The organism is Pseudomonas sp. NPDC087342, assembly GCF_044744265.1.
Lineage (GTDB): Bacteria > Pseudomonadota > Gammaproteobacteria > Pseudomonadales > Pseudomonadaceae > Aquipseudomonas > Aquipseudomonas nunensis.
In genome coordinates this window covers 1-18,048 of record NZ_JBIUXZ010000033.1, presented here as the reverse complement: position 1 = coordinate 18,048, position 18,048 = coordinate 1, and the positions used below count along the sequence as shown (strand labels likewise).

The following is an 18,048-nucleotide window of genomic DNA, read 5'->3' as shown; positions in this document are numbered from 1 at the left end:
AGGCTTGCCCGCGAAGAGGCCCGCCCAGACAACACACCTTCAAAGGCTGCCACGATGCACTTCGACCTCACCGACCTGCGCCTTTACCTCAACATCCTCGACACCGGCAACATCACCGCCGGCGCCGGTCGGACGCATCTGTCCCTGGCCGCCGCGAGCGCACGCATCCGTGCCATGGAAGCCTCACTGGGCATCGATTTTCTTGAGCGAGGCCGTCGCGGCGTCACGCCAACACCCGCCGGTAAAGCCTTGGCGCAACACGCCAGGGTGCTGCTGCAACAAGCCGAACGCATGCAGCAAGACCTCGCCGACTACGCCAAAGGCGTCAAAGGCCAGGTGCGGTTGCTGTGCAACACCACGGCGATCACCGAATACCTGCCGGAGTTGCTCGCGGACTTCCTGCGCGAGCATCCGAACCTCGACATCGACCTGCAAGAACTGCCCAGCACCCGCATCACCCACGCCCTGCGCCAGGGAGCTGCCGACCTGGGTATTGTGTCCGACGCAGTGGACACCGGCGACCTACAGACCCAAGCGTTTCGCGACGATCCGCTGGTACTGATCCTGCCCAATGACCACCCTTTGGCCGACGCCAGCGAAGTCAGTTTCAGTGACACCTTGCACCACGACTACGTCGGCCTCGGCGCCAACAGCGCGTTGGCGGTGTATCTGGAAGAACAAGCCCTGCACGCCGGCCTGCGCATGCAAATACGCATCCGCGCCGACGGTTTCGATGGCGTGATGCGCATGGTGGCTCGAGGTGCCGGACTGGCAATCGTGCCGTTGGCGGCGGTTGAACGTGGCTCGGCGCAGCAGCCGTTCAAATGTGTCGCCCTCAAGGAGCCTTGGGCTCAGCGCAAATTGCTGCTGTGCGCACGGGACTTCACTGCGTTGCCCGGCTATGCCCAAGCCCTGTTGCACGCCTTGACTCTCCCCTGAGGGGCAGACTTTATCCTTGGGGTTTGATCTTCAAGGACGCAGACGATGGGCAAAAAAATCCTGGTGATTCTCGGCCATCCGTCGAGTAGCAGTTTTTGCGCTGCGCTTGCCGAACGCTATGCGCAGTCAGCGTTGCGCGCCGGGCATGAGGTGCGGCAATTATTTCTCGGACAACTGGATTTCGACCCGGTCCTGCGTGAGGGTTACCAGCAAATCCAACCCTTGGAAGCCGATCTGCGCCACGCGCAGGCCGACATCCTGTGGGCCGAACACCTGACGCTGATTTATCCGATCTGGTGGGGCGGAATTCCGGCGTTGCTCAAGGGCTTTTTTGATCGGGTGTTCCTGCCGGGGTTTGCCTTCAAGTACCGCGAAGGCAAAGCCTTCCCCGATAAACTCCTGCGTGGTCGCAGCGCGCACTTGCTGGTCACCATGGACACGCCACCCTGGTATTACCGCTGGGTGTATCGCATGCCCGGGCTGCATCAGATCCGTAAAACCACCCTGGCCTTTTGCGGTATCGAACCCAAGCGCACGCTCACCTTCGGCCCGATTCTCGGCTCCAGCGCCCGCCAGCGCGAAGCCTGGTTGCTGCAAGCCCAGGCTATCGCCAGCCGTTGAGTCTGCCGATAATGCGCCTGACTGTACTTCGGCAAAAAGGGACTTTTCATGTACATCGGCCAGGCCGCGCAACGTTCAGGCACCACCATCAAGAGCATCCGCCATTACGAGTCGATCGGCTTGCTGCCGGCCGCCCAACGTCTGGGCAACTACCGGGTCTACGACCAGCAAAGCGTCGACCTGCTGATCTTTATCAAATGCGCTCAGCAATTGGGTTTCCGGCTCAAGGAATTGCAGGCGATCTTCGCCGGGCATCAAGGCGCGGCGACGCCGTTACAAAGGGCGCAACAGGCCATTGCGGCCAAGAAGCGAGAGATCAACGAACAAATTGCCGCGCTGTCGCAGCAGCAAGCGCAATTGATCGAATTTGAAGCCAGCCTCGAACACGCCAGGATCGATTGTCCGCTGGAAAACTTTGAGGCCGGCGCGCGTTTCTGAGCAGGTCGATGTCGAGCACAGACAACTGACGGGGGAACGGGCGCTATAGGGTGGCGACTTCAGTTCTTCAGCCTGCTTGCCCGGAGTCCACATGACCGCACCTATCACCGTTCTTCGCGACACTCACCCGCTGCCGGTGCTCGACGCCTGCAAATGGGAGAAACTCGAAGGCGACCCGCACACCGTCAACCTCAACGCCTACACCAGCGAAGACGGCAGCAAGATCATGGGCACCTGGATCTGCACGCCCGGCAAGTGGTACGTGGAATACGTGAAGTGGGAATACTGCGATTTCCGCGAGGGCTACTGCATCATCACCCCAGAAGGCAAAGAGCCGATCCACCTGCGCGCCGGGGATATCTTCGTCATCGAGCCGGGGATGAGAGGCACGTGGGAAGTGGTTGAGACTGTGCGTAAGTATTTTGTGTTTGCCTGATGCAAAAAAACCGGGAAATCACCCGACGTGATTCCCGGTAAATATCGAGAGGTTCATGCAGTACCTGTGGGAGCGAGCTTGCTCGCGATGGCGGTGGGTCAATCAACATCAATGTTGAATGTACCGGCCTCATCGCGAGCAAGCTCGCTCCCACAGGGGTTCAGCCTGATATGAAGGGTTTTACTGGGGTTTGCGATAGCTGTTGATGATCGCCGAGAAGTCCTTGCCACCCTCCCCACGCTGGCTCATCGCCTGATACAACTGCTGCGCCACCGCGCCGAGCACCACCGGTTGGTGCGCCTGACGGGCCGCTTCCGTCGCCAGCCCCAGATCCTTGAGCATCAGTTCGGCACCGAAACCGCCGGTGTAGCCACGCGAGGCCGGCGCCGTTTCGACGATGCCCGGCCACGGGTTGTACATCTCCGAACTCCAGCAACGCCCGGTCGAGCTGTTGATGATCCCGGCCAACACGCCGGTGTCGATCCCCAGCGCATCGCCCAAGGCCATGGCTTCACTGACGCCCACCATCGAGATCGCCAGCAACAGGTTGTTGCAGATCTTGGCGATCTGCCCGGTGCCGACTTCGCCGCAATGCACGATGTTACGGCCCATCTGCGCCAACACCGGTTGCAGAGTGGCGAACAGTTCAGGCGTAGCGCCGACCATAAAAGTCAGCGTCCCGGCCGCCGCACCGCCAGTGCCGCCAGAAACCGGTGCATCGGCCATGGCCACGCCTTGCTTGGCCGCAGCCGCCGCCACGTCGCGCGCAGTTTGCGGATCAATAGTGCTGCAATCAACCGCTGGCACGCCTTTGCCGATACCAGCGAGCACGCCATCCTCACCGAGCCACACGCTGCGCACATGCACAGCGGCGGGCAGCATGGTGATCACCAGTTCTGCGCCTTGTGCCGCTTCCCGCGCCGTAGCGCTGATGCTACCGCCCAGCTGCTCCAGTTCGGCCAGCACGGTTTTGTTCAGGTCGACCAGGTTCAGCGAATGGCCAGCCTTGATCAGGTTGCGCGCCATCGGCGCGCCCATGTTGCCGAGACCGATAAAAGCGATTTTCATGTCCGGCTCCTTAACGCAAGTTGATGGTGGTGTTCACACCGTCGTTGACGCTGTCGTCATCGAACCAGCGACTGGTGACAGTCTTGGTCTGAGTGTAGAACTGCACCACTTGCTTGCCATACGGGCCGAGGTCGCCGAGTTTCGAGCCACGGGAACCGGTGAAGCTGAAGAACGGCACCGGCACCGGAATCGGGATGTTGATACCGACCTGGCCGACGTCGATTTCGCTCTGGAATTTACGCGCCGCCGCACCGCTCTGGGTGAACAGGCCCGTGCCGTTGCCGAACGGGTTGGCGTTGACCAGGGCAATCGCCTGATCGAGGGTGTCGACTTCCAGCACCACCAGCACCGGGCCGAAGATTTCCTGGGTGTAGATCTGCATCTCGGTGGTCACACCGGAGAACAGGGTCGGGCCGACAAAGTTGCCTTTCTCGAAGCCCGGAACGCTGATCTCGCGACCATCCAGTTCCAGTTTGGCGCCTTCCTTGATGCCGCTTTCGATCAGATCGAGAATCCGCGCCTTGGCCTTTTTCGAGATCACCGGGCCGACATCGGTGCCCGCCTCACTACCCGCGTTCACTTTGAGCTTCTGCGCCAGCGCTTTCAGGTCCGGCAGCCATTGCTTGGCCGCGCCCACCAGCACCACCACCGAAGTGGCCATGCAACGCTGACCGGCCGCACCGAAACCGGCGCCAACCAGGGCATTGAGGGTTTGTTCGCGATTGGCGTCCGGCAGCACCACGGCGTGGTTCTTCGCGCCCATCATCGATTGCACGCGTTTGCCGTGTTTGCCGGCCAGGTCGTAGACGTGCGTTCCGACGGCGGTCGAACCGACGAAGGAAACCGCCTTGATGTCCTTGTGAGTGCAGAGCGCGTCCACCACGTCCTTGCCGCCGTGAACCACGTTAAGCACGCCCGCCGGAACACCGGCCTCGATCGCCAGTTCCACCAGCAGCATGGTTGACATCGGGTCCTGTTCGGACGGCTTGAGCACGAAGGTGTTGCCGCAGGCGATGGCCATCGGGAACATCCACAGCGGAATCATCGCCGGGAAGTTGAACGGGGTGATGCCGGCGCAAACGCCGATGGGCTGGCGCAGGGTGTAAGTGTCGACGCCGCCCGCCACGTTCTCGGCGAACTCGCCCATTTGCAGGGTGCCGATGGAGCACGCGTGCTCGACCACTTCCAGGCCACGGAAAATGTCGCCTTCAGCGTCAGCGATGGTTTTGCCCTGCTCGGCACTCAGCACCACGGCAATGCGTTTGGAGTGTTCACGAATCAGCGCCTGAAGCTTGAGCATGATGCGCATCCGCGCGCCGATCGGCGTCAACTTCCAGGTCTGGAAGGCGCGATGCGCAGCGCTGATCGCGGCGTCGACTTCCTGCGTGGTGGCAAACGGAACCTTGGCCAGCACTTGCTGGGTCGCCGGGTTGATGATGTCGTGCCATTCGGTGGTCTGGGACTCGATCCACTCGCCGTCGATCAACAGCTTGACGTTCTGGACGGTGGTTTCGTTAGGCGTGAGCGATGCGTTCATGCTGGTCTCCAATACTTATTGTTATGCAGGGAGCCAAGGCGTGTAAGTCGCCTTGAGATGAGGCGTGTGTCGCGAATTGGTTGTCGGACTGTTTTTGGAGTATAGATGTGCAAACTTCTAATAAGAACGCACATAAAAGCCGGTCCAACATGCAAAAAAACATCACATCTTTAGGTTCGCTGAACTGGGATGACCTCAAGTTTTTCCTCGAAGTCGCCCGCACCCGCAAGGCCAGCACCGCGGCCAAGCGCCTGGCGGTGGACTACACCACCGTGTCGCGACGCATCAGTTCGCTGGAAGCGGCGCTGGGCACATTGCTGTTCGAAAAGTCCCGGACCAGCGGCTTCGTCCTGACCGCCGAGGGTCAGCGATTGCTGGGTTACGCCGAGTCGATTGAAAGCACGCTGCACATGGCCTGCGAGCAGGTTTCCGGCTCCGGCGTCGCGCTGTCCGGGCACGTGCGCATGGGCTGCACCGAAGGCTTCGGCAGTTTCTTCATCACCCCGCAGTTGAGCCACTTCGTCGACGCCTACCCGGCCATCTCGGTGGACATCCTGCCGCTGCCGCACTTCATCAGCCTGTCCAAGCGCGAGGCAGACATCGTCATCGCCCTGGAACGCCCGGAACACGGGCCGTACGTCTGCTGCAAACTCTGCGACTACAAATTGCAGCTGTACGCGACCCAGGACTACCTCGACAAACACCCACCGATCCGCCGCCCGGCCGACTTGGGCAAGCATTCATTCATCAGTTATGTGGACGATCTGGCCTTCAGTTCGGAGCTGCTCTACTTGGCGAACGTCCTGCCTGGCGCCAGTGCAAATCTGCGCAGCACCAGCGTGATCGCGCAGTTCGTGGCGGCGCAACAGGGGCGGTCGCTGGCGATTCTGCCGTGCTTCCTGGCGGCCCAGGATCCGCGATTGCTGCCGGTATTGCCGGCGGAGATCAACATCACCCGGCAGTTCTGGATGTACTGCCGCGAGGATCTGAGGAAGCTCAAGCGGATCACCCTGTTGTGGGATTACATCCGCGAAGTGACTGAGCAGAATCAGAGCCTGTTGATGGGGGAGACTCGGGAGATGGTGTTCGCCGACTAGTCGGCGATGACCACGATCGACACCCGGCGATTCTCGGTGCGGCCGGCCGGTGTGTCGTTGGACGCTACCGGCTCCGTGCTGCCGAGCCCTTGCAGCTTGATGTTCTCTTCTTTCATCCCGACAGCGGCCAAGACCTTGCCGACGCTTTTTGCGCGACGCAGGGACAGTTGTTGGTTGTAAGACTCTTTACCGGACCCGTCGGTGTGGCCATCGACGCGCACTCGCTCGATCCCGATGCCTACCAAAGACTTGCCAATGCGCTGGACGATTTCAGTACTTTGCGGATTCAGGCTTTCGACATCACTGCCAAACAGTACTTTGCCGGACAGGCCAAAGGCCCAGCCGTCATCGGTCAATTCGAAGCCTTGTTGCTTGAGCACCGCGACCTGCGCCGGGGTCAGGCCTTTTTGTGGTGCGGTTTGGCACCCGGTCAATGTCAATAAAGCCATGAACAGAGTGATGGTGAAAAATCGCAGGGAACGCTGAGGCAGTGAGAACACAGAAATTAGCTCCTGGTTTGAACGTGAACGACGGGGTGCTCCGACCCGGCCGTGTGCTGTGCGCCTCGCGACAGGCGCTTGGCTTGATACATCGCCGCATCGGCAGCGTTGAGCAAGGCGCCCGGAGTGGCACCGTGATCGGGATAGACGGCGATGCCGATACTGAGTGAGGTCAACACCGTAGTGTTGCCCGGCAACGTGATCGGCACTTCCATGCTGGCAATGATTTTGTCGGCGATCCGCTCGGCATCTTCGTTCTTGTGCAGCGGCGTCAGCAGCACGGCAAACTCATCGCCGCCCAGGCGCGCCACCAGGTCTTCTTCGCGCAATTGCGCACGAACCCGTGTGGCCACCGCTACCAGCACCGCATCGCCGGCGGCATGGCCGAAGTTGTCGTTGATTTCCTTGAACCGGTCGCTGTCGAGAAACAGCACGGCCACGCGCTCGTTGAGCTTGTGCGCGTTGCGCAGCGCACGAATCAGCCGTCCTTCGAAAAACGCCCGGTTCGGCAAACCGGTGAGGCTGTCATGGCTGGCCTGGTGAGCCAGGGTTTCATTCTCGCTTTGCAGATGGGTCTGCCAGGATTCGAGTTCATCGAGCAAGGCATTGAAGTCGTTGCCCAGGTTATCCAGTTCGGCGATGGCGGCGGGCGGCACACGCTGGTCGAAGGCCCGTTCGCTGCGCGCGGCGTGAGCCACGAAAGCCAGACTGCGCAGTGGGCGGGTGATTGCGCGAAGTTGCCGGCGCGCCAGATACAGTGCGACCCAGGCACTGATGGCCGTGCACACCACGATGCCCATCAGGCCACTGAGCAAAAAGCGCATCAGGCTGCCGCCGTGACCGGTGAGCTGGATGCTGCCGATTTCCTGGCCCTGATGGACGATGGGCATGTTGATGGGTTCTTCCAGGAAGGCCTTGGCGATCTGCATTTCCAGGTCGGAGAGCAATCCGGTTTCCGGTCGCTGCCAACGCGCGAGTAAAGCACCCTGCGTATCATGCACCTGGGCATCGGCGACTTCTTCGGTGGACGCGATCAACGCCAGCGCTTCGGTGGCAGCGGCCTTGTCGTTGAACACCACCGCCGCTTCCACGGTGTAATTGATCGAGCGCGCGATCAGGTGCAGGTTGTGATCGGCATACACCCGCAACGCCAGCACCCCGAGCAAGGTCAGCGACACGCTGGCCATGGCCACGCCAACCAGGGCGACGATCAAATGGCCGCGACCGATGACGGAGCGCAACGTGGGGCGAGTATCCGGTTTGAATAGACTCATGGCGCCGCCGGCTTACGGCGCGACAGTTGCAACACGCTCGGGTGAATGCGTACGCCACTGCGGGCGACGGAGTCGAGGTTGACCTCGAAGGACACTTGATCGTCGCTGACCCGCAGACAGAAAAGACTGCCGACGGTGCACTGATCGCTGCTTTCGCTGATGCTCAACACCGGTTGACCGATCAACGAGGCGAACAAGCGGCTGCGCTCATCGGCGGTCAACTTGCCGATGTAGACCGCATCGCACTCGCCGACAATCGCCGGATTGTCGGCCAGCAGGCGTCGTACAGTGACAGGACGGCCGGTGGCCTGGGTCGAGCCCTTGACCAGGTCGTCGGTGTATTCGGTCGGGCCCACCACGCACAGGCGTAACTGCGCGGGTTCGACAGGCCAGCGGGCATAACTGAGAATCCCGAGCACTACCTGCGTGACCGCTTTCGCCCGTTGGTCAGCCATACCGACGGCGGTTTCAGGCTGAGCGAATGCGATTCCGGCCAGCAACCAGAGCAGGCCGACAAGCAATATTCGCTTGCAGCCGATAACGCTCTCTGTCGCCCGGACAGCCAACTTCATGCAGGGATTCTCTTCGGATTCAACGGAATAGTGCCGCAACGATAGCACAGCACCGAAACGCCCGCGAGCCTGTAAAACCGGGCGTTTCAGACAGATTTACGTCGTCAACCGATTGGCATATAAAGGGCTAAACTAAACGCCCTCCTCCAGTTCCAGCATCAGCCCGCTCAAGCGCTTAACTTTGCGTTGCACCGCCTCCTCGAACACCCCGGCACGAGGTTCGATCAGGGTGAACCAGTCCTTGGCCCGGGTGATTCCGGTGTAGATCAGCTCCTTGGTCAACACCGGGTTCAGGGCGTCCGGCAGGATCAACGCGGTGTGGGCAAATTCCGAACCCTGGGATTTATGCACCGTCATCGCGTACACCGTCTCGACATCATTGAGCCGGCTCGGCAGCACAAAGCGCACACCGCCCTGGCCGTCGTTGCGCGGGAACGCGACACGCAGCACATGCTTGCCAGCCTCAGGGCCGTCGCGCTCCGGTAGCTTGAGCGCAATGCCGATGTCACCGTTCATCAAGCCCAGGCCGTAATCGTTGCGAGTCATCAACACTGGCCGCCCTTCGTACCATTGCTGGTCGCTGTCGATCAGCCGCGCCTTGAGCAAGGAGTCAGTCACTCGCTGGTTCAGGCCTTCCACGCCCCACGGCCCTTTGCGCACGGCGCACAACAACTGGAAGGTGTCGAAAGCATTCAGCACCTGCCGCGCCCACTCGGTCCAGCGTGGATCATCGAGGCTGCTGTCGAGAGGCGGCCGCTGCTTGCGCAGCAGACTCAGGTAATGCCGATAACCGTGGGGCCCGTCGTTATGGCCGTCGAGCAGCAAACGCTCCAGCGCTTGGTCCTGCTCACCTTTGAGGGGCAGGGAAAACACGTCTTTAAAGCTGCGTTCGGCCAGGAGCTTGCGCGCTTCATCGGGGAGTTGTTGATTGACGCAGCGGGCTAACTGGCCAATGCCGCTACCTTCGCCGAATCGGCGGGAATGACGCAGCATCACCACTTGCTGAGCCAAGGGATGAGTGCCGTCGGTGTCCTCGTGCAAACCGCTGGCTTCAAGGCTTTCACCGCTGACGGTCTCCAGCCACTGGCGGGTCTGCGGGCTGTACCAACCGGCCTCGGCGTCGCGACACAAATCCCCCAGCACGGCGCCCGCCTCCACGGATGCCAGTTGGTCTTTGTCACCGAGCAATACCAGACGCGCATGGGCCGGCAACGCGTCGAGCAAGTTGGCCATCATCTCCAGGTCGATCATCGACGCTTCATCGACCACCAACACATCCAGCGGCAAGCGATTACCGGCGTGGTGACGGAAATGTCGGGTGCCGGGCCGACTGCCCAGCAGACGGTGCACAGTGGTGACGTCGGACGGAATCTTGTCGCGCACCGCTTCGGCAACGGTCAGGGTTTGTACTTGCTGACTGATGGATTCCGTCAGTCGCGCGGCAGCCTTGCCGGTAGGCGCGGCCAGACGAATACGCAGCGGTTTGCCAGCCTCCACGGCCGGTGCCTGGAGCAACGCCAGCAAGCGCACCACGGTGGTGGTCTTGCCGGTCCCCGGGCCGCCGGTGACGATACTGAAAGCACTGCGGGTGGCCAGGGCACAGGCAAGTTTTTGCCAGTCGATCACCTCGCCCGGCTTGGCGGGGCCAAACAAACCGGTCAGGCGCTGGAGCAAATCCGCCGGTGTCGCTTCATGTTCTGACAGGCGCTGACGCAGGGCATTGTCGATGCGCCGTTCGTAAGCCCAGTAGCGGCGCAAGTACAGGCGTTTGCCCGACAGCACCAACGGCCGATGCTGAGCTGCCTCACGCCCATCCACTGCCAGCGCCACCAGACTGCTGGCGGCCAGCACCTTGCACCAATGCGCGCCGTCCAGCGCTTCCAGCAATTGCGACGGCAGCAACATCGCGCCGCTTTGCACATCGCCTTCGGGGGGCAACGACAGGGCGAAGTCCGGCGCCTTGAGCGTCTCGAACAGGTCCAGGCACACGTGCCCGTGGCCGAGTTGGTGACTGGTCAACGCTGCGGCCAGCAACACCAGCGGATCATCATCGGGAGCGAGTTCATGGAGAAAGGCAACGAAGGCCTTGTCCAGCGCCCGCAGCCAACCGCGTTCGACCCAGCGGGTGAGCAACAGCAAAAGATCGTCGGCGCGAGTTAACGGCGCCAGGTCGGCCAGGCTTTCCGCCGCCAATGGCGTGGGCAACAAATCGGCGAAGGTGCGGCTCATAGCAGTTCTCCCTGTTCCCAGGCGGGCTCAGCCTTGGGTTCCGGCTTACCTTGGAACATACGATCCAGACGCTCGATCAATTCCCGTGGCGGACGGGCAAAATACACGCCTTGGCTGGCGGCTCGCGTACCGCGCAAGAACAGGTACAACGCACCGCCGACATGCCGGTCGTAATCGTAATCTGGCAGCCGTGCCTTGAGCTGGCGATGCAGGGCCAACAGGTACAACACGTATTGCAGGTCGTAGCGGTTATCGAGGATTGACTGCTCCATGGCCTGCTCGGTGTAGGCCGCGTCATCAACGCCAAGCCAGTTGGATTTGTAGTCGGCGACGTAGTAGCGACCGTCGTGTTCGAACGTCAGGTCGATGAAGCCCTTGAACATGCCATTGAGCAGCACCGGTTCGGCGGCCACGCGGGCCACGCCGTTGTGGGTGTGTTGGCGCACCAGTTCATCGAGCTTGAGCACGTCGACCTTGTGACTGGCGAACCAGAACTCCATCTCGACCCGGTACTGGGTCAGTTGCTCGAAGACCACCGGCGGCTGTCCGCCACCGATGTGCAACGGTGACTTGAGCAGGTGCTGCAACCAGTCGCTCAACGTAACGATCCAGCCTTCCCAGCCACGCCGATTGCAGCGCCGGCCAACCGCGTCTTCCACGGCTTTCGGCGTTGCGCTGAAGCCTTCGTCACCGGCCCACTCCAGTAAACCATGGAGAAAGGTGCCGGGATTCGGGCCACGGGGAAAGCGGTGAATATCCGCGCCGCCGGTCACCACTTCCCGTGGTGCCTCGGGATCTAGACGTTCATCATCGAACAGCTTTTGCGCTTGCGGGCTCTCCGGCGCTTCGTCAGTGCCCACGCTCATGCTGTCGCCAATGCGCAAGGCGCTATAGGAGGCAATCCACCAGTTTTCGCTGGCCTTGCGTTTGGGAAGCAACGGCGCGAGCAAGGTCGCTTCGTTACGCGGCGGATGGTAGTGCTCGGCAGTCGCCTCAGGCATCTCGCTATAACTGAGTGCCGGACAATCCTGCTGCAGGTCTTCCAGCCAACGCTTCAGGCCGGCGGACTCGGCCAATGCCGCGCCACCGCCCAACAGATAACCCAATGCCGATAAATGCAGCACCGAGCTGTTGTTATTGCCGCGTTTGAGGTCAGTCACACCGAGCCAGCACGCGTGTTGCGCGCGGGTCAGTGCCACATAGAGCAATCGCAAATCCTCGGCCAGACGCTCGTCATCGGCCAGGGCGATCAACTCGGGTGTCGATTTCAACGTCACCTGCGCCTTGCCCGTGGCGTCGTGGTAATGCAGCGGCAAACGACTGCCATCCACCGGTTTCGCCGAGCAGATAAAGGGCAGGAACACCAACGGATACTCAAGGCCCTTGGACTTGTGAATGGTCACAACCTTGACCAATTGTTCGTCGCTTTCCAGGCGCAGGATTTGTTCTTCACCCGCCTGGCCGGACAGCGCCAGATGCTCGGACAAATGCCGGATCAGCGCTTGTTCGCCATCGAGTTCGGCGGCCGCCTGCTGCAGCAACTCGGAGAGATGCAGCAGGTTGGTCAAGACACGCTCGCCGTCGCTGCGGGTGATCAATGCCTGGGGCAACTGGAAGTCGTGCAGCAAGCGTCGCAGCATCGGTAGTACGCCTTGCTTGCGCCAGATCTCGCGATAACGGCGGAACTGCATGACCCTCGCTTCCCAGGCCAGTTCGTCCTGATTCAGTCGCTCCAGTTCAGCCAGCGAGAGGTTCAACGTGATGCAGGCCAACGCGGCTCGCAGTGGACGCTCGACGTCAGGCTCGGCGCAGGCCTTGAGCCAGGTCAGCAGGTCATGCGCTTCCTGGGCGGCGAACACCGAGTCCTTGTCCGAGAGATAAACGCTGCGCACACCACGAGCGGACAGTTCGCCACGCACTGCCTGGGCCTCTTTGCCGTCGCGCACCAGAATCGCGATGTCCGCCGGTAGCAGGCCTCTGAAGTCTTTGCCGTCCTGTATGAAACCTGCCCGGCCTTGCTGCCCGCCGTTAAGTAACGCGGTGATTTGACTGGCGCAGGCTGCGGCCAATTGTTGTCGGTACACCACGCCGGACAGCGGCTGCTCGGCAGGCAGATGCCAGATGTTCAGCGCCGGAACATTCTGGCCATCGATTTGCAAAACCTCTTTGCGCCCTTGGGATTCGACGGGCAGGAACGGTACGGGGTTATCGCCATTTTTCTCGCGAAAGAGGAACGCACCGCGTCCGGTTTCACGCGACTCGGCACGCTCGAAAACATGGTTCACCGCATTGACCATGCCATGGCTGGAGCGGAAGTTGGTGCCCAGCGTATGCAAGCGGCCGGTGGTGGCCTGACGGGCCCGCAGGTAAGTGTAGATGTCGGCGCCGCGGAAGGCGTAGATCGCCTGTTTCGGGTCACCGATCAGGAACAGGCCGCACTCGGGGTTGTTGTCTTCGATGCGATAAATGCTTTCGAAGATGCGGTACTGCACCGGGTCGGTGTCCTGGAATTCGTCGATCAACGCCACCGGGAATTGCTCGCGAATCAGGGTCGCCAGGCGCTCACCGCCGTCGGACTGCAAGGCTGCGTCGAGGCGCAGCAACATGTCATCGAAGCCCATTTCTGCGCGGCGCCGTTTTTCCTCTTCGAAACGTGCACCAACCCACTGGGCCGCGTGCTGCAGAACGGCCGCATCAGGCGTCGGCAAACCATCGAGACTGACCTTGAGGCCAGGCATCGCATCCAGACCGGGATGACGGGGTGCTTCACCCTTCCAGGCTTCGGCCATGCCGTCAGGGGTTAGTCGGCTGAATCCGGTGCCGATGTCCAGCTGTTCGAGGGATTCGTCTTCGGCCCAGGCCTTGAGTTTTTCGAACCAAGGCTCGAAATAGCGCGCCTGCATTTTGCGCCCGTCGACGCTTTTGCTCGCCACGCCTTGATGACAGATCGCGAGCAATTCGTCTGCCCATTGGCGCCATGGCATTTTGAGTTCAAGCAGGGCTGTGCGCCGTTCGTGCAGACACTCGGCGATGAGTTCGGCGGGTTCTTTGCCCTCGACGCTATCGCGCTCGCTGGCGAACAAACCACGCACTCGCGGCAGCAACGCTGCGGGGCCGCCCCAATTGGCGCGAACCCAGTTCAGCGCATCGCCTTGCATCGGGTAGCAGAACAGCCGCCAGTAATCGCGCAGGACTTCGCCCAGTAGATCGCTGTGATCGGTTTCCAGGGTTTGGGTGAACAGACTGCCGCTGTCGAACGCGTGCTCGCGCAGCATGCGCTGACACCAACTGTGGATGGTCGAGACGGCCGCTTCGTCCATCCATTGAGCAGCGATGTCCAGGCGGTTTGCGCAGCCGGACCATTGCTCCGGAAGGAACTGGTCTCGCAAATCTGCAATCAGGCTATCGGGCGCCGGGATCTCATCCCGGAAGAACCGCGCAGCTTCGGCCAGACGGGTGCGAATACGCTCGCGCAGTTCTTTGGTGGCGGCATCGGTGAAGGTCACGACGAGAATTTGCGGCGGCAGCAATTCACGCCCGAAACCACTCGACTCGCCGCCGTGGCCCAGGACCAGACGCAGATATAGGGCGGAGATAGTGAAGGTCTTGCCGGTGCCGGCACTGGCTTCGATCAACTGGCTGCCGCGCAGGGGGAACGCCAGGGCCAACGGTGTCTTCGTGGTCATGAGCGCGCGCCTTCGCTGGTCAGTGAACGCCAAGGGGCTTCGAGCAGTGGCCGGTACAAAGCGTCGCACCAGCCGGGGAAGGTTTCATCGGCGATCAGGCTGTCGTAATCCGCGTATTGTCGGGCGAGGGCCGGGCTTTCACGACGCTCGCCGTCGGTGGTCTGGCCGTCACCTTCGTAGGCTTTTCGTGCAGCGGCTTCGGCTTTCACCGGGTCGCTTTGACCGAGCCAGGCGAAGGCAGTTTTTACCGCGATCGGCAGCGGTTGGCGCATGCCCGCTTGCCAGGCCAGCAGCAGGTTACCGAGGATTTGTAGCGCGGCCTCCTTCTGCAACGGTTCCAGCAGCAGAGTGTCGTCGGAGGCGACCAGCGCGGTGGTCATCGACAAGCCGCTGGCGCAGGCGACCAGATGGTTGACCCACGGTCGTGTCAGTCGATGCCACTTGCGGGTCTTGATCGAGCCGATGCTGTTGGGGATCGTGGTGATCGACAGCATGCCCGCGTCTGCGCGTTCGTGCAGGCCACTGAGCCAGCCTTCAAGACGCAAACCGTGCAGTTCCAGATTCACCGGCAACGCGCTGGTCAGTGGCGTCGGCCATAACGCCAAGAGTTGTTGATAGCGTTGCACCAAGTCCGGCAACGGTTCGATCAACTCGCGTTGAAGGCATTCACCGAAACCGGCCATAGGCAACAGGCCACTGTTTTGCAGGCGGATGGCTTGAGCTTCCAATGCCTGATCGGAGCTGTCCAGTTGGCTCAATGCCGCCTCAAGCAAACTGTCGCTGAGGCTGTAGCGTTGCAGCGCGTCGAGGACGAAAGGTTCTTCATCGGCCAACGGCACTTCAGCCGCTTCAAAGAACACCTTGAGCCGCTGGCTGAAGAAATGTCGTACGGGGTTGCGCAGGAAATCCTGCAATTGCCCCAGGCCCAGGGGTTCGTCCTGAATGTAGGGTTCGAGAATCTCGATATCAGTCGTTTGCTCATTGGACTGATGAAGCACCTGCCATTCGCTGGCGTAGCTGAACAGCGCATCGCCTTCGTGGAAGTAGCGGGCACTGAAAGGTTGCAAGGGGTGTTCTTGCGTCATTGCTTCAAGCAGCTCATCGGCGTGGTCGTCCAACCGCCAACCGCTGGCGAGATGGTCGCGTAACTGGCCAATCAACACCGACGCAGGACGCTCGCTGTTATCGCGAATGCTCCGGCCTACCCAGCTGATATAAAGTTGATTGCGTGCCGACAGCAGTGCTTCCAGCAGGAGGTAGCGGTCATCTTCGCGCCGGGAGCGATCGCCGGGGCGGTAGTCACTGCCCATCAGGTCGAAGTCCAGCGGCGGTTGGGCGCGAGGATAATCGCCGTCATTCATACCGAGCAGACACACCAGTTTGAACGGGATCGCGCGCATGGGCATCAAGGTGCAGAAGTTGACGGCGCCGGCCAGGAAACGCTTGGACAAGCGGCCCTGATCGAGACCGGCCAGCCACGCCTCGCGCACGACTGTCAGCGGTAACTCGTCCTGCAATCCCACGGATTCGCAGGTGTCGAGCCAGGTTTCGCGCAGTTCTTCGAGCTGAGCCAGCAAGTAGTCGTCGTGCTCGTTGCTGGCCTTGAAAAACAGCTGAACCAACCCTTGCAACCGCACGCCCCATTGCTTGGGCGGAGCCGGTTGTGTGAGTTCCTGGTGCGCGATTTCCAGTGCATCCAGCAGGGCAACCAAAGGACCGATGAGCGCGGCATCCAACCCACCGATCTCGTCGTAAGGCTCAATACCTTCGCAGGCATTGGCGCTGCCCACCGCATAACCGAGCAGCATGCGTCGCAGGCCGAAACGCCAGCTGTTTTGCTCAAGCTCTTGCGGCAGACCGAGGGCGGCTCGTTGTTCGGCATTCATGCCCCAGCGTATACCGGCACCTTCGATCCAGCGGTGCAGGGTCGGCAGATCAGGTTCTTCTACGCCAAAGCGAGCCCGGAGTGCGGGGACGTCCAGCAGGTCGAGAATCTCGCTGACCGGAAAGCGACTGTCAGGCAGCTTGAGCAGGTGTTCGACAGCGATCAACAGAGGATCGCGGCCGCGCTGGCCCTGGTCTGCCAGAGTGAAGGGAATAAAGCGCGGGTCATTGCGCTCCAGCTGGCCGAATACCGCGCGGATATGCGGAGCGTAGCTGTCGATGTCCGGCACCATCACGATTACATCGCGAGGTCTTAAATCCGGGCTAGCGCTGAAGCGCTCGAGCAACTGATCGTGAAGGATTTCCACTTCCCGCTGGGCACTATGGGCAATGTGAAAACGGATCGATTTGTCGTTTTGCAAATCGACGGCAGGCCAATGCTCTCGGGTCTCGTTTAAAGGACGCAGCTCAAGGATGTCGTCTTGCAGCTGATTGAGCATGTTTTGTGGTTGGCTGTCGCTGAACAGGTCGATGCGACCACCGCGAAATGCCGCACGATAGCTGCCGGGATCGTCATAGCTGTCGAGCAGGTTGATGTAGTCCCGCCCCTGTTTGCCCCATGCGGCCAATAGAGGATGAGCGTGTTGGTGAAGGGTTTGCGGATCGAGGACAACCGGCATCCCGCTTTTACGGGCCTGGCGTTTGTATTGGTGCCGCAACAGGTCTTTATCGGCGACGATGTCAGCCCAATGGTAACGACATGGGTTGTGGACGCAAAGCAAGACCTGGCTGAATCGAGCCAGTCCGGCGAGTGCTTCCAGTGCTTGGGCGGGCAGCGAAGAAATCCCAAAAACGATCACTCGGGACGGTAATCCACCAGGCGCTTCGTCGAGACTGTTGATACGTTCAATAAACCGTTGATGGACGCCAGCACGGCTTTGGGCCATGCCTTGTTCCCCCACATCCAGCAGCAGCGCACGCCATAGCTCTGCCTGCCAGCAATTCGCCGGGGTCAGGGCCTTGGCTTCGCCTCTGCCATTGCGTAATTGATGTCGGCCTTCAGCCCAATCCTCAAGCCAGTCGGCCCGGTATACCTGATATTGGTCGAACAGATCCGCCAGACGCTCGGACAATTGATAGCGTTTACGCAAATCAGTGTCGTGGGTAAGGAATCGTTGCAAGGGTTCGAAATGCGGCTGGTCGATTAACTGCGGCAGCAGGCGCATCAGACGCCAGGTCAACGGGGCTTTATCGAGCAGGGATTTGACCGGAATTTCATCCCGGCCCAAGACCATGCGATAGAGTTGCCACATGAAGCTGCCGGGTAATTGCACATCGATTGCCGCCGCGATGCCACAGCCGCCCATATCATCGTCTTCAGGGTCTTCGGCCAGTGCGAGCTTCAGCCATTGAGCAATGCCGTTGCTCTGTACCAAGGCTATTTCATTTTCCAAGGGCGCCAGTGGGTAGTGCCGCATTACGCTGATCACCAGGCTACGCAGTTCATCCAGACTGTTGCTTTGAACCACCATAAAACCAGCATTGAGGGACGCAGCGTCCGGCATAAAGGCTTCCTTGGAAAAATACAAAAGCTAGGGCCGAACCTTAGCACTGTCGCGAGACTGTGACAGCCAGGAGCCGTCTGATGGTGCTGTACGAACTTTCCTGCGGACAAAACAAAACCCCTACCTGCATACGCAGATAGGGGTTTCGGAATTTAATCTTGACGATGACCTACTCTCACATGGGGAAACCCCACACTACCAT

Annotated in this window: 13 protein-coding genes; 5 read left to right on the top strand and 8 right to left on the bottom strand. The window is 60.8% G+C overall.

The window, feature by feature from the left end:
* Window positions 1-54 precede the first annotated feature (54 nt).
* The 4 genes from ACIOYV_RS31260 (at window position 55) to ACIOYV_RS31245 (ending at window position 2,434) form a co-directional block, all read left to right on the top strand.
* Window positions 55-939, top strand: a complete 885-nt coding sequence (locus tag ACIOYV_RS31260) for a LysR substrate-binding domain-containing protein (RefSeq protein ID WP_401330047.1) — start codon at window positions 55-57, stop codon at window positions 937-939.
* 45 nt (window positions 940-984) lie between these two features.
* Entirely contained in the window at window positions 985-1,560 is a 576-nt protein-coding gene (locus ACIOYV_RS31255) for an NAD(P)H-dependent oxidoreductase (RefSeq protein WP_401330044.1), read from the top strand.
* 48 nt (window positions 1,561-1,608) lie between these two features.
* On the top strand, window positions 1,609-1,998 hold the full coding sequence (locus ACIOYV_RS31250) for a MerR family transcriptional regulator (RefSeq protein ID WP_054616202.1): 390 nt from the start codon (window positions 1,609-1,611) through the stop codon (window positions 1,996-1,998).
* A 91-nt stretch (window positions 1,999-2,089) separates the two neighbouring features.
* Entirely contained in the window at window positions 2,090-2,434 is a 345-nt protein-coding gene (locus ACIOYV_RS31245) for a cupin domain-containing protein (RefSeq protein WP_401330041.1), read from the top strand.
* Window positions 2,435-2,614: 180 nt separating this feature from the next.
* On the opposite strand, the gene mmsB is transcribed toward ACIOYV_RS31245, so the two are convergent.
* Together mmsB and ACIOYV_RS31235 are read right to left on the bottom strand one after the other, a co-directional pair.
* Window positions 2,615-3,502 (bottom strand): 3-hydroxyisobutyrate dehydrogenase, encoded by an 888-nt coding sequence (gene mmsB / locus ACIOYV_RS31240; RefSeq protein ID WP_265042933.1) that lies wholly within the window; start codon window positions 3,500-3,502, stop codon window positions 2,615-2,617.
* 10 nt (window positions 3,503-3,512) lie between these two features.
* Window positions 3,513-5,039 carry a CoA-acylating methylmalonate-semialdehyde dehydrogenase gene (locus ACIOYV_RS31235; RefSeq protein ID WP_401330038.1) on the bottom strand — a complete coding sequence of 509 codons (1,527 nt, stop codon included), beginning with the start codon at window positions 5,037-5,039 and terminating at the stop codon, window positions 3,513-3,515.
* Between the two features lie 149 nt (window positions 5,040-5,188).
* Between ACIOYV_RS31235 and ACIOYV_RS31230 the strand changes: the two genes are divergently transcribed.
* Window positions 5,189-6,136, top strand: coding sequence for a LysR family transcriptional regulator (locus tag ACIOYV_RS31230; RefSeq protein WP_401330036.1), 948 nt, complete (start codon window positions 5,189-5,191; stop codon window positions 6,134-6,136).
* On the opposite strand, the gene ACIOYV_RS31225 is transcribed toward ACIOYV_RS31230, so the two are convergent.
* From ACIOYV_RS31225 to recC, 6 genes are all read right to left on the bottom strand, one after another.
* Window positions 6,133-6,585, bottom strand: a complete 453-nt coding sequence (locus tag ACIOYV_RS31225; protein WP_152981063.1) for an OmpA family protein — start codon at window positions 6,583-6,585, stop codon at window positions 6,133-6,135. The two genes, ACIOYV_RS31230 and ACIOYV_RS31225, sit on opposite strands and share 4 nt — an antisense overlap.
* 56 nt (window positions 6,586-6,641) lie before the next feature.
* Entirely contained in the window at window positions 6,642-7,910 is a 1,269-nt protein-coding gene (locus tag ACIOYV_RS31220; RefSeq protein WP_054050176.1) for a diguanylate cyclase domain-containing protein, read from the bottom strand.
* Window positions 7,907-8,482: a YfiR family protein gene (locus ACIOYV_RS31215; protein ID WP_054616207.1), complete on the bottom strand. Its 576-nt coding sequence runs from the start codon at window positions 8,480-8,482 to the stop codon at window positions 7,907-7,909. Before ACIOYV_RS31215 ends, ACIOYV_RS31220 begins: the two co-directional genes overlap by 4 nt.
* 132 nt (window positions 8,483-8,614) lie before the next feature.
* Entirely contained in the window at window positions 8,615-10,711 is a 2,097-nt protein-coding gene (recD, locus tag ACIOYV_RS31210; RefSeq protein WP_401330031.1) for an exodeoxyribonuclease V subunit alpha, read from the bottom strand.
* A complete protein-coding gene (gene recB, locus ACIOYV_RS31205) occupies window positions 10,708-14,397 on the bottom strand; it encodes an exodeoxyribonuclease V subunit beta (RefSeq protein WP_401330028.1) in 3,690 nt (1,229 codons plus the stop codon). The genes recD and recB overlap by 4 nt, the downstream gene beginning before the upstream one ends.
* Window positions 14,394-17,846 (bottom strand): exodeoxyribonuclease V subunit gamma, encoded by a 3,453-nt coding sequence (gene recC / locus ACIOYV_RS31200; protein ID WP_401330025.1) that lies wholly within the window; start codon window positions 17,844-17,846, stop codon window positions 14,394-14,396. The genes recB and recC overlap by 4 nt, the downstream gene beginning before the upstream one ends.
* Window positions 17,847-18,048 lie beyond the last annotated feature (202 nt).

What these genes read in the sequence shown, in the direction of transcription:
- ACIOYV_RS31260 (WP_401330047.1), top strand. Translation starts at nt 55, where the DNA reads ATGCACTTCGACCTCACCGACCTGCGCCTTTACCTCAACATCCTCGAC.
- ACIOYV_RS31255 (WP_401330044.1), top strand. Translation starts at nt 985, where the DNA reads ATGGGCAAAAAAATCCTGGTGATTCTCGGCCATCCGTCGAGTAGCAGT.
- ACIOYV_RS31250 (WP_054616202.1), top strand. Translation starts at nt 1,609, where the DNA reads ATGTACATCGGCCAGGCCGCGCAACGTTCAGGCACCACCATCAAGAGC.
- ACIOYV_RS31245 (WP_401330041.1), top strand. Translation starts at nt 2,090, where the DNA reads ATGACCGCACCTATCACCGTTCTTCGCGACACTCACCCGCTGCCGGTG.
- mmsB (WP_265042933.1), bottom strand. Translation starts at nt 3,502, where the DNA reads ATGAAAATCGCTTTTATCGGTCTCGGCAACATGGGCGCGCCGATGGCG.
- ACIOYV_RS31235 (WP_401330038.1), bottom strand. Translation starts at nt 5,039, where the DNA reads ATGAACGCATCGCTCACGCCTAACGAAACCACCGTCCAGAACGTCAAG.
- ACIOYV_RS31230 (WP_401330036.1), top strand. Translation starts at nt 5,189, where the DNA reads ATGCAAAAAAACATCACATCTTTAGGTTCGCTGAACTGGGATGACCTC.
- ACIOYV_RS31225 (WP_152981063.1), bottom strand. Translation starts at nt 6,585, where the DNA reads ATGGCTTTATTGACATTGACCGGGTGCCAAACCGCACCACAAAAAGGC.
- ACIOYV_RS31220 (WP_054050176.1), bottom strand. Translation starts at nt 7,910, where the DNA reads ATGAGTCTATTCAAACCGGATACTCGCCCCACGTTGCGCTCCGTCATC.
- ACIOYV_RS31215 (WP_054616207.1), bottom strand. Translation starts at nt 8,482, where the DNA reads ATGAAGTTGGCTGTCCGGGCGACAGAGAGCGTTATCGGCTGCAAGCGA.
- recD (WP_401330031.1), bottom strand. Translation starts at nt 10,711, where the DNA reads ATGAGCCGCACCTTCGCCGATTTGTTGCCCACGCCATTGGCGGCGGAA.
- recB (WP_401330028.1), bottom strand. Translation starts at nt 14,397, where the DNA reads ATGACCACGAAGACACCGTTGGCCCTGGCGTTCCCCCTGCGCGGCAGC.
- recC (WP_401330025.1), bottom strand. Translation starts at nt 17,846, where the DNA reads ATGCCGGACGCTGCGTCCCTCAATGCTGGTTTTATGGTGGTTCAAAGC.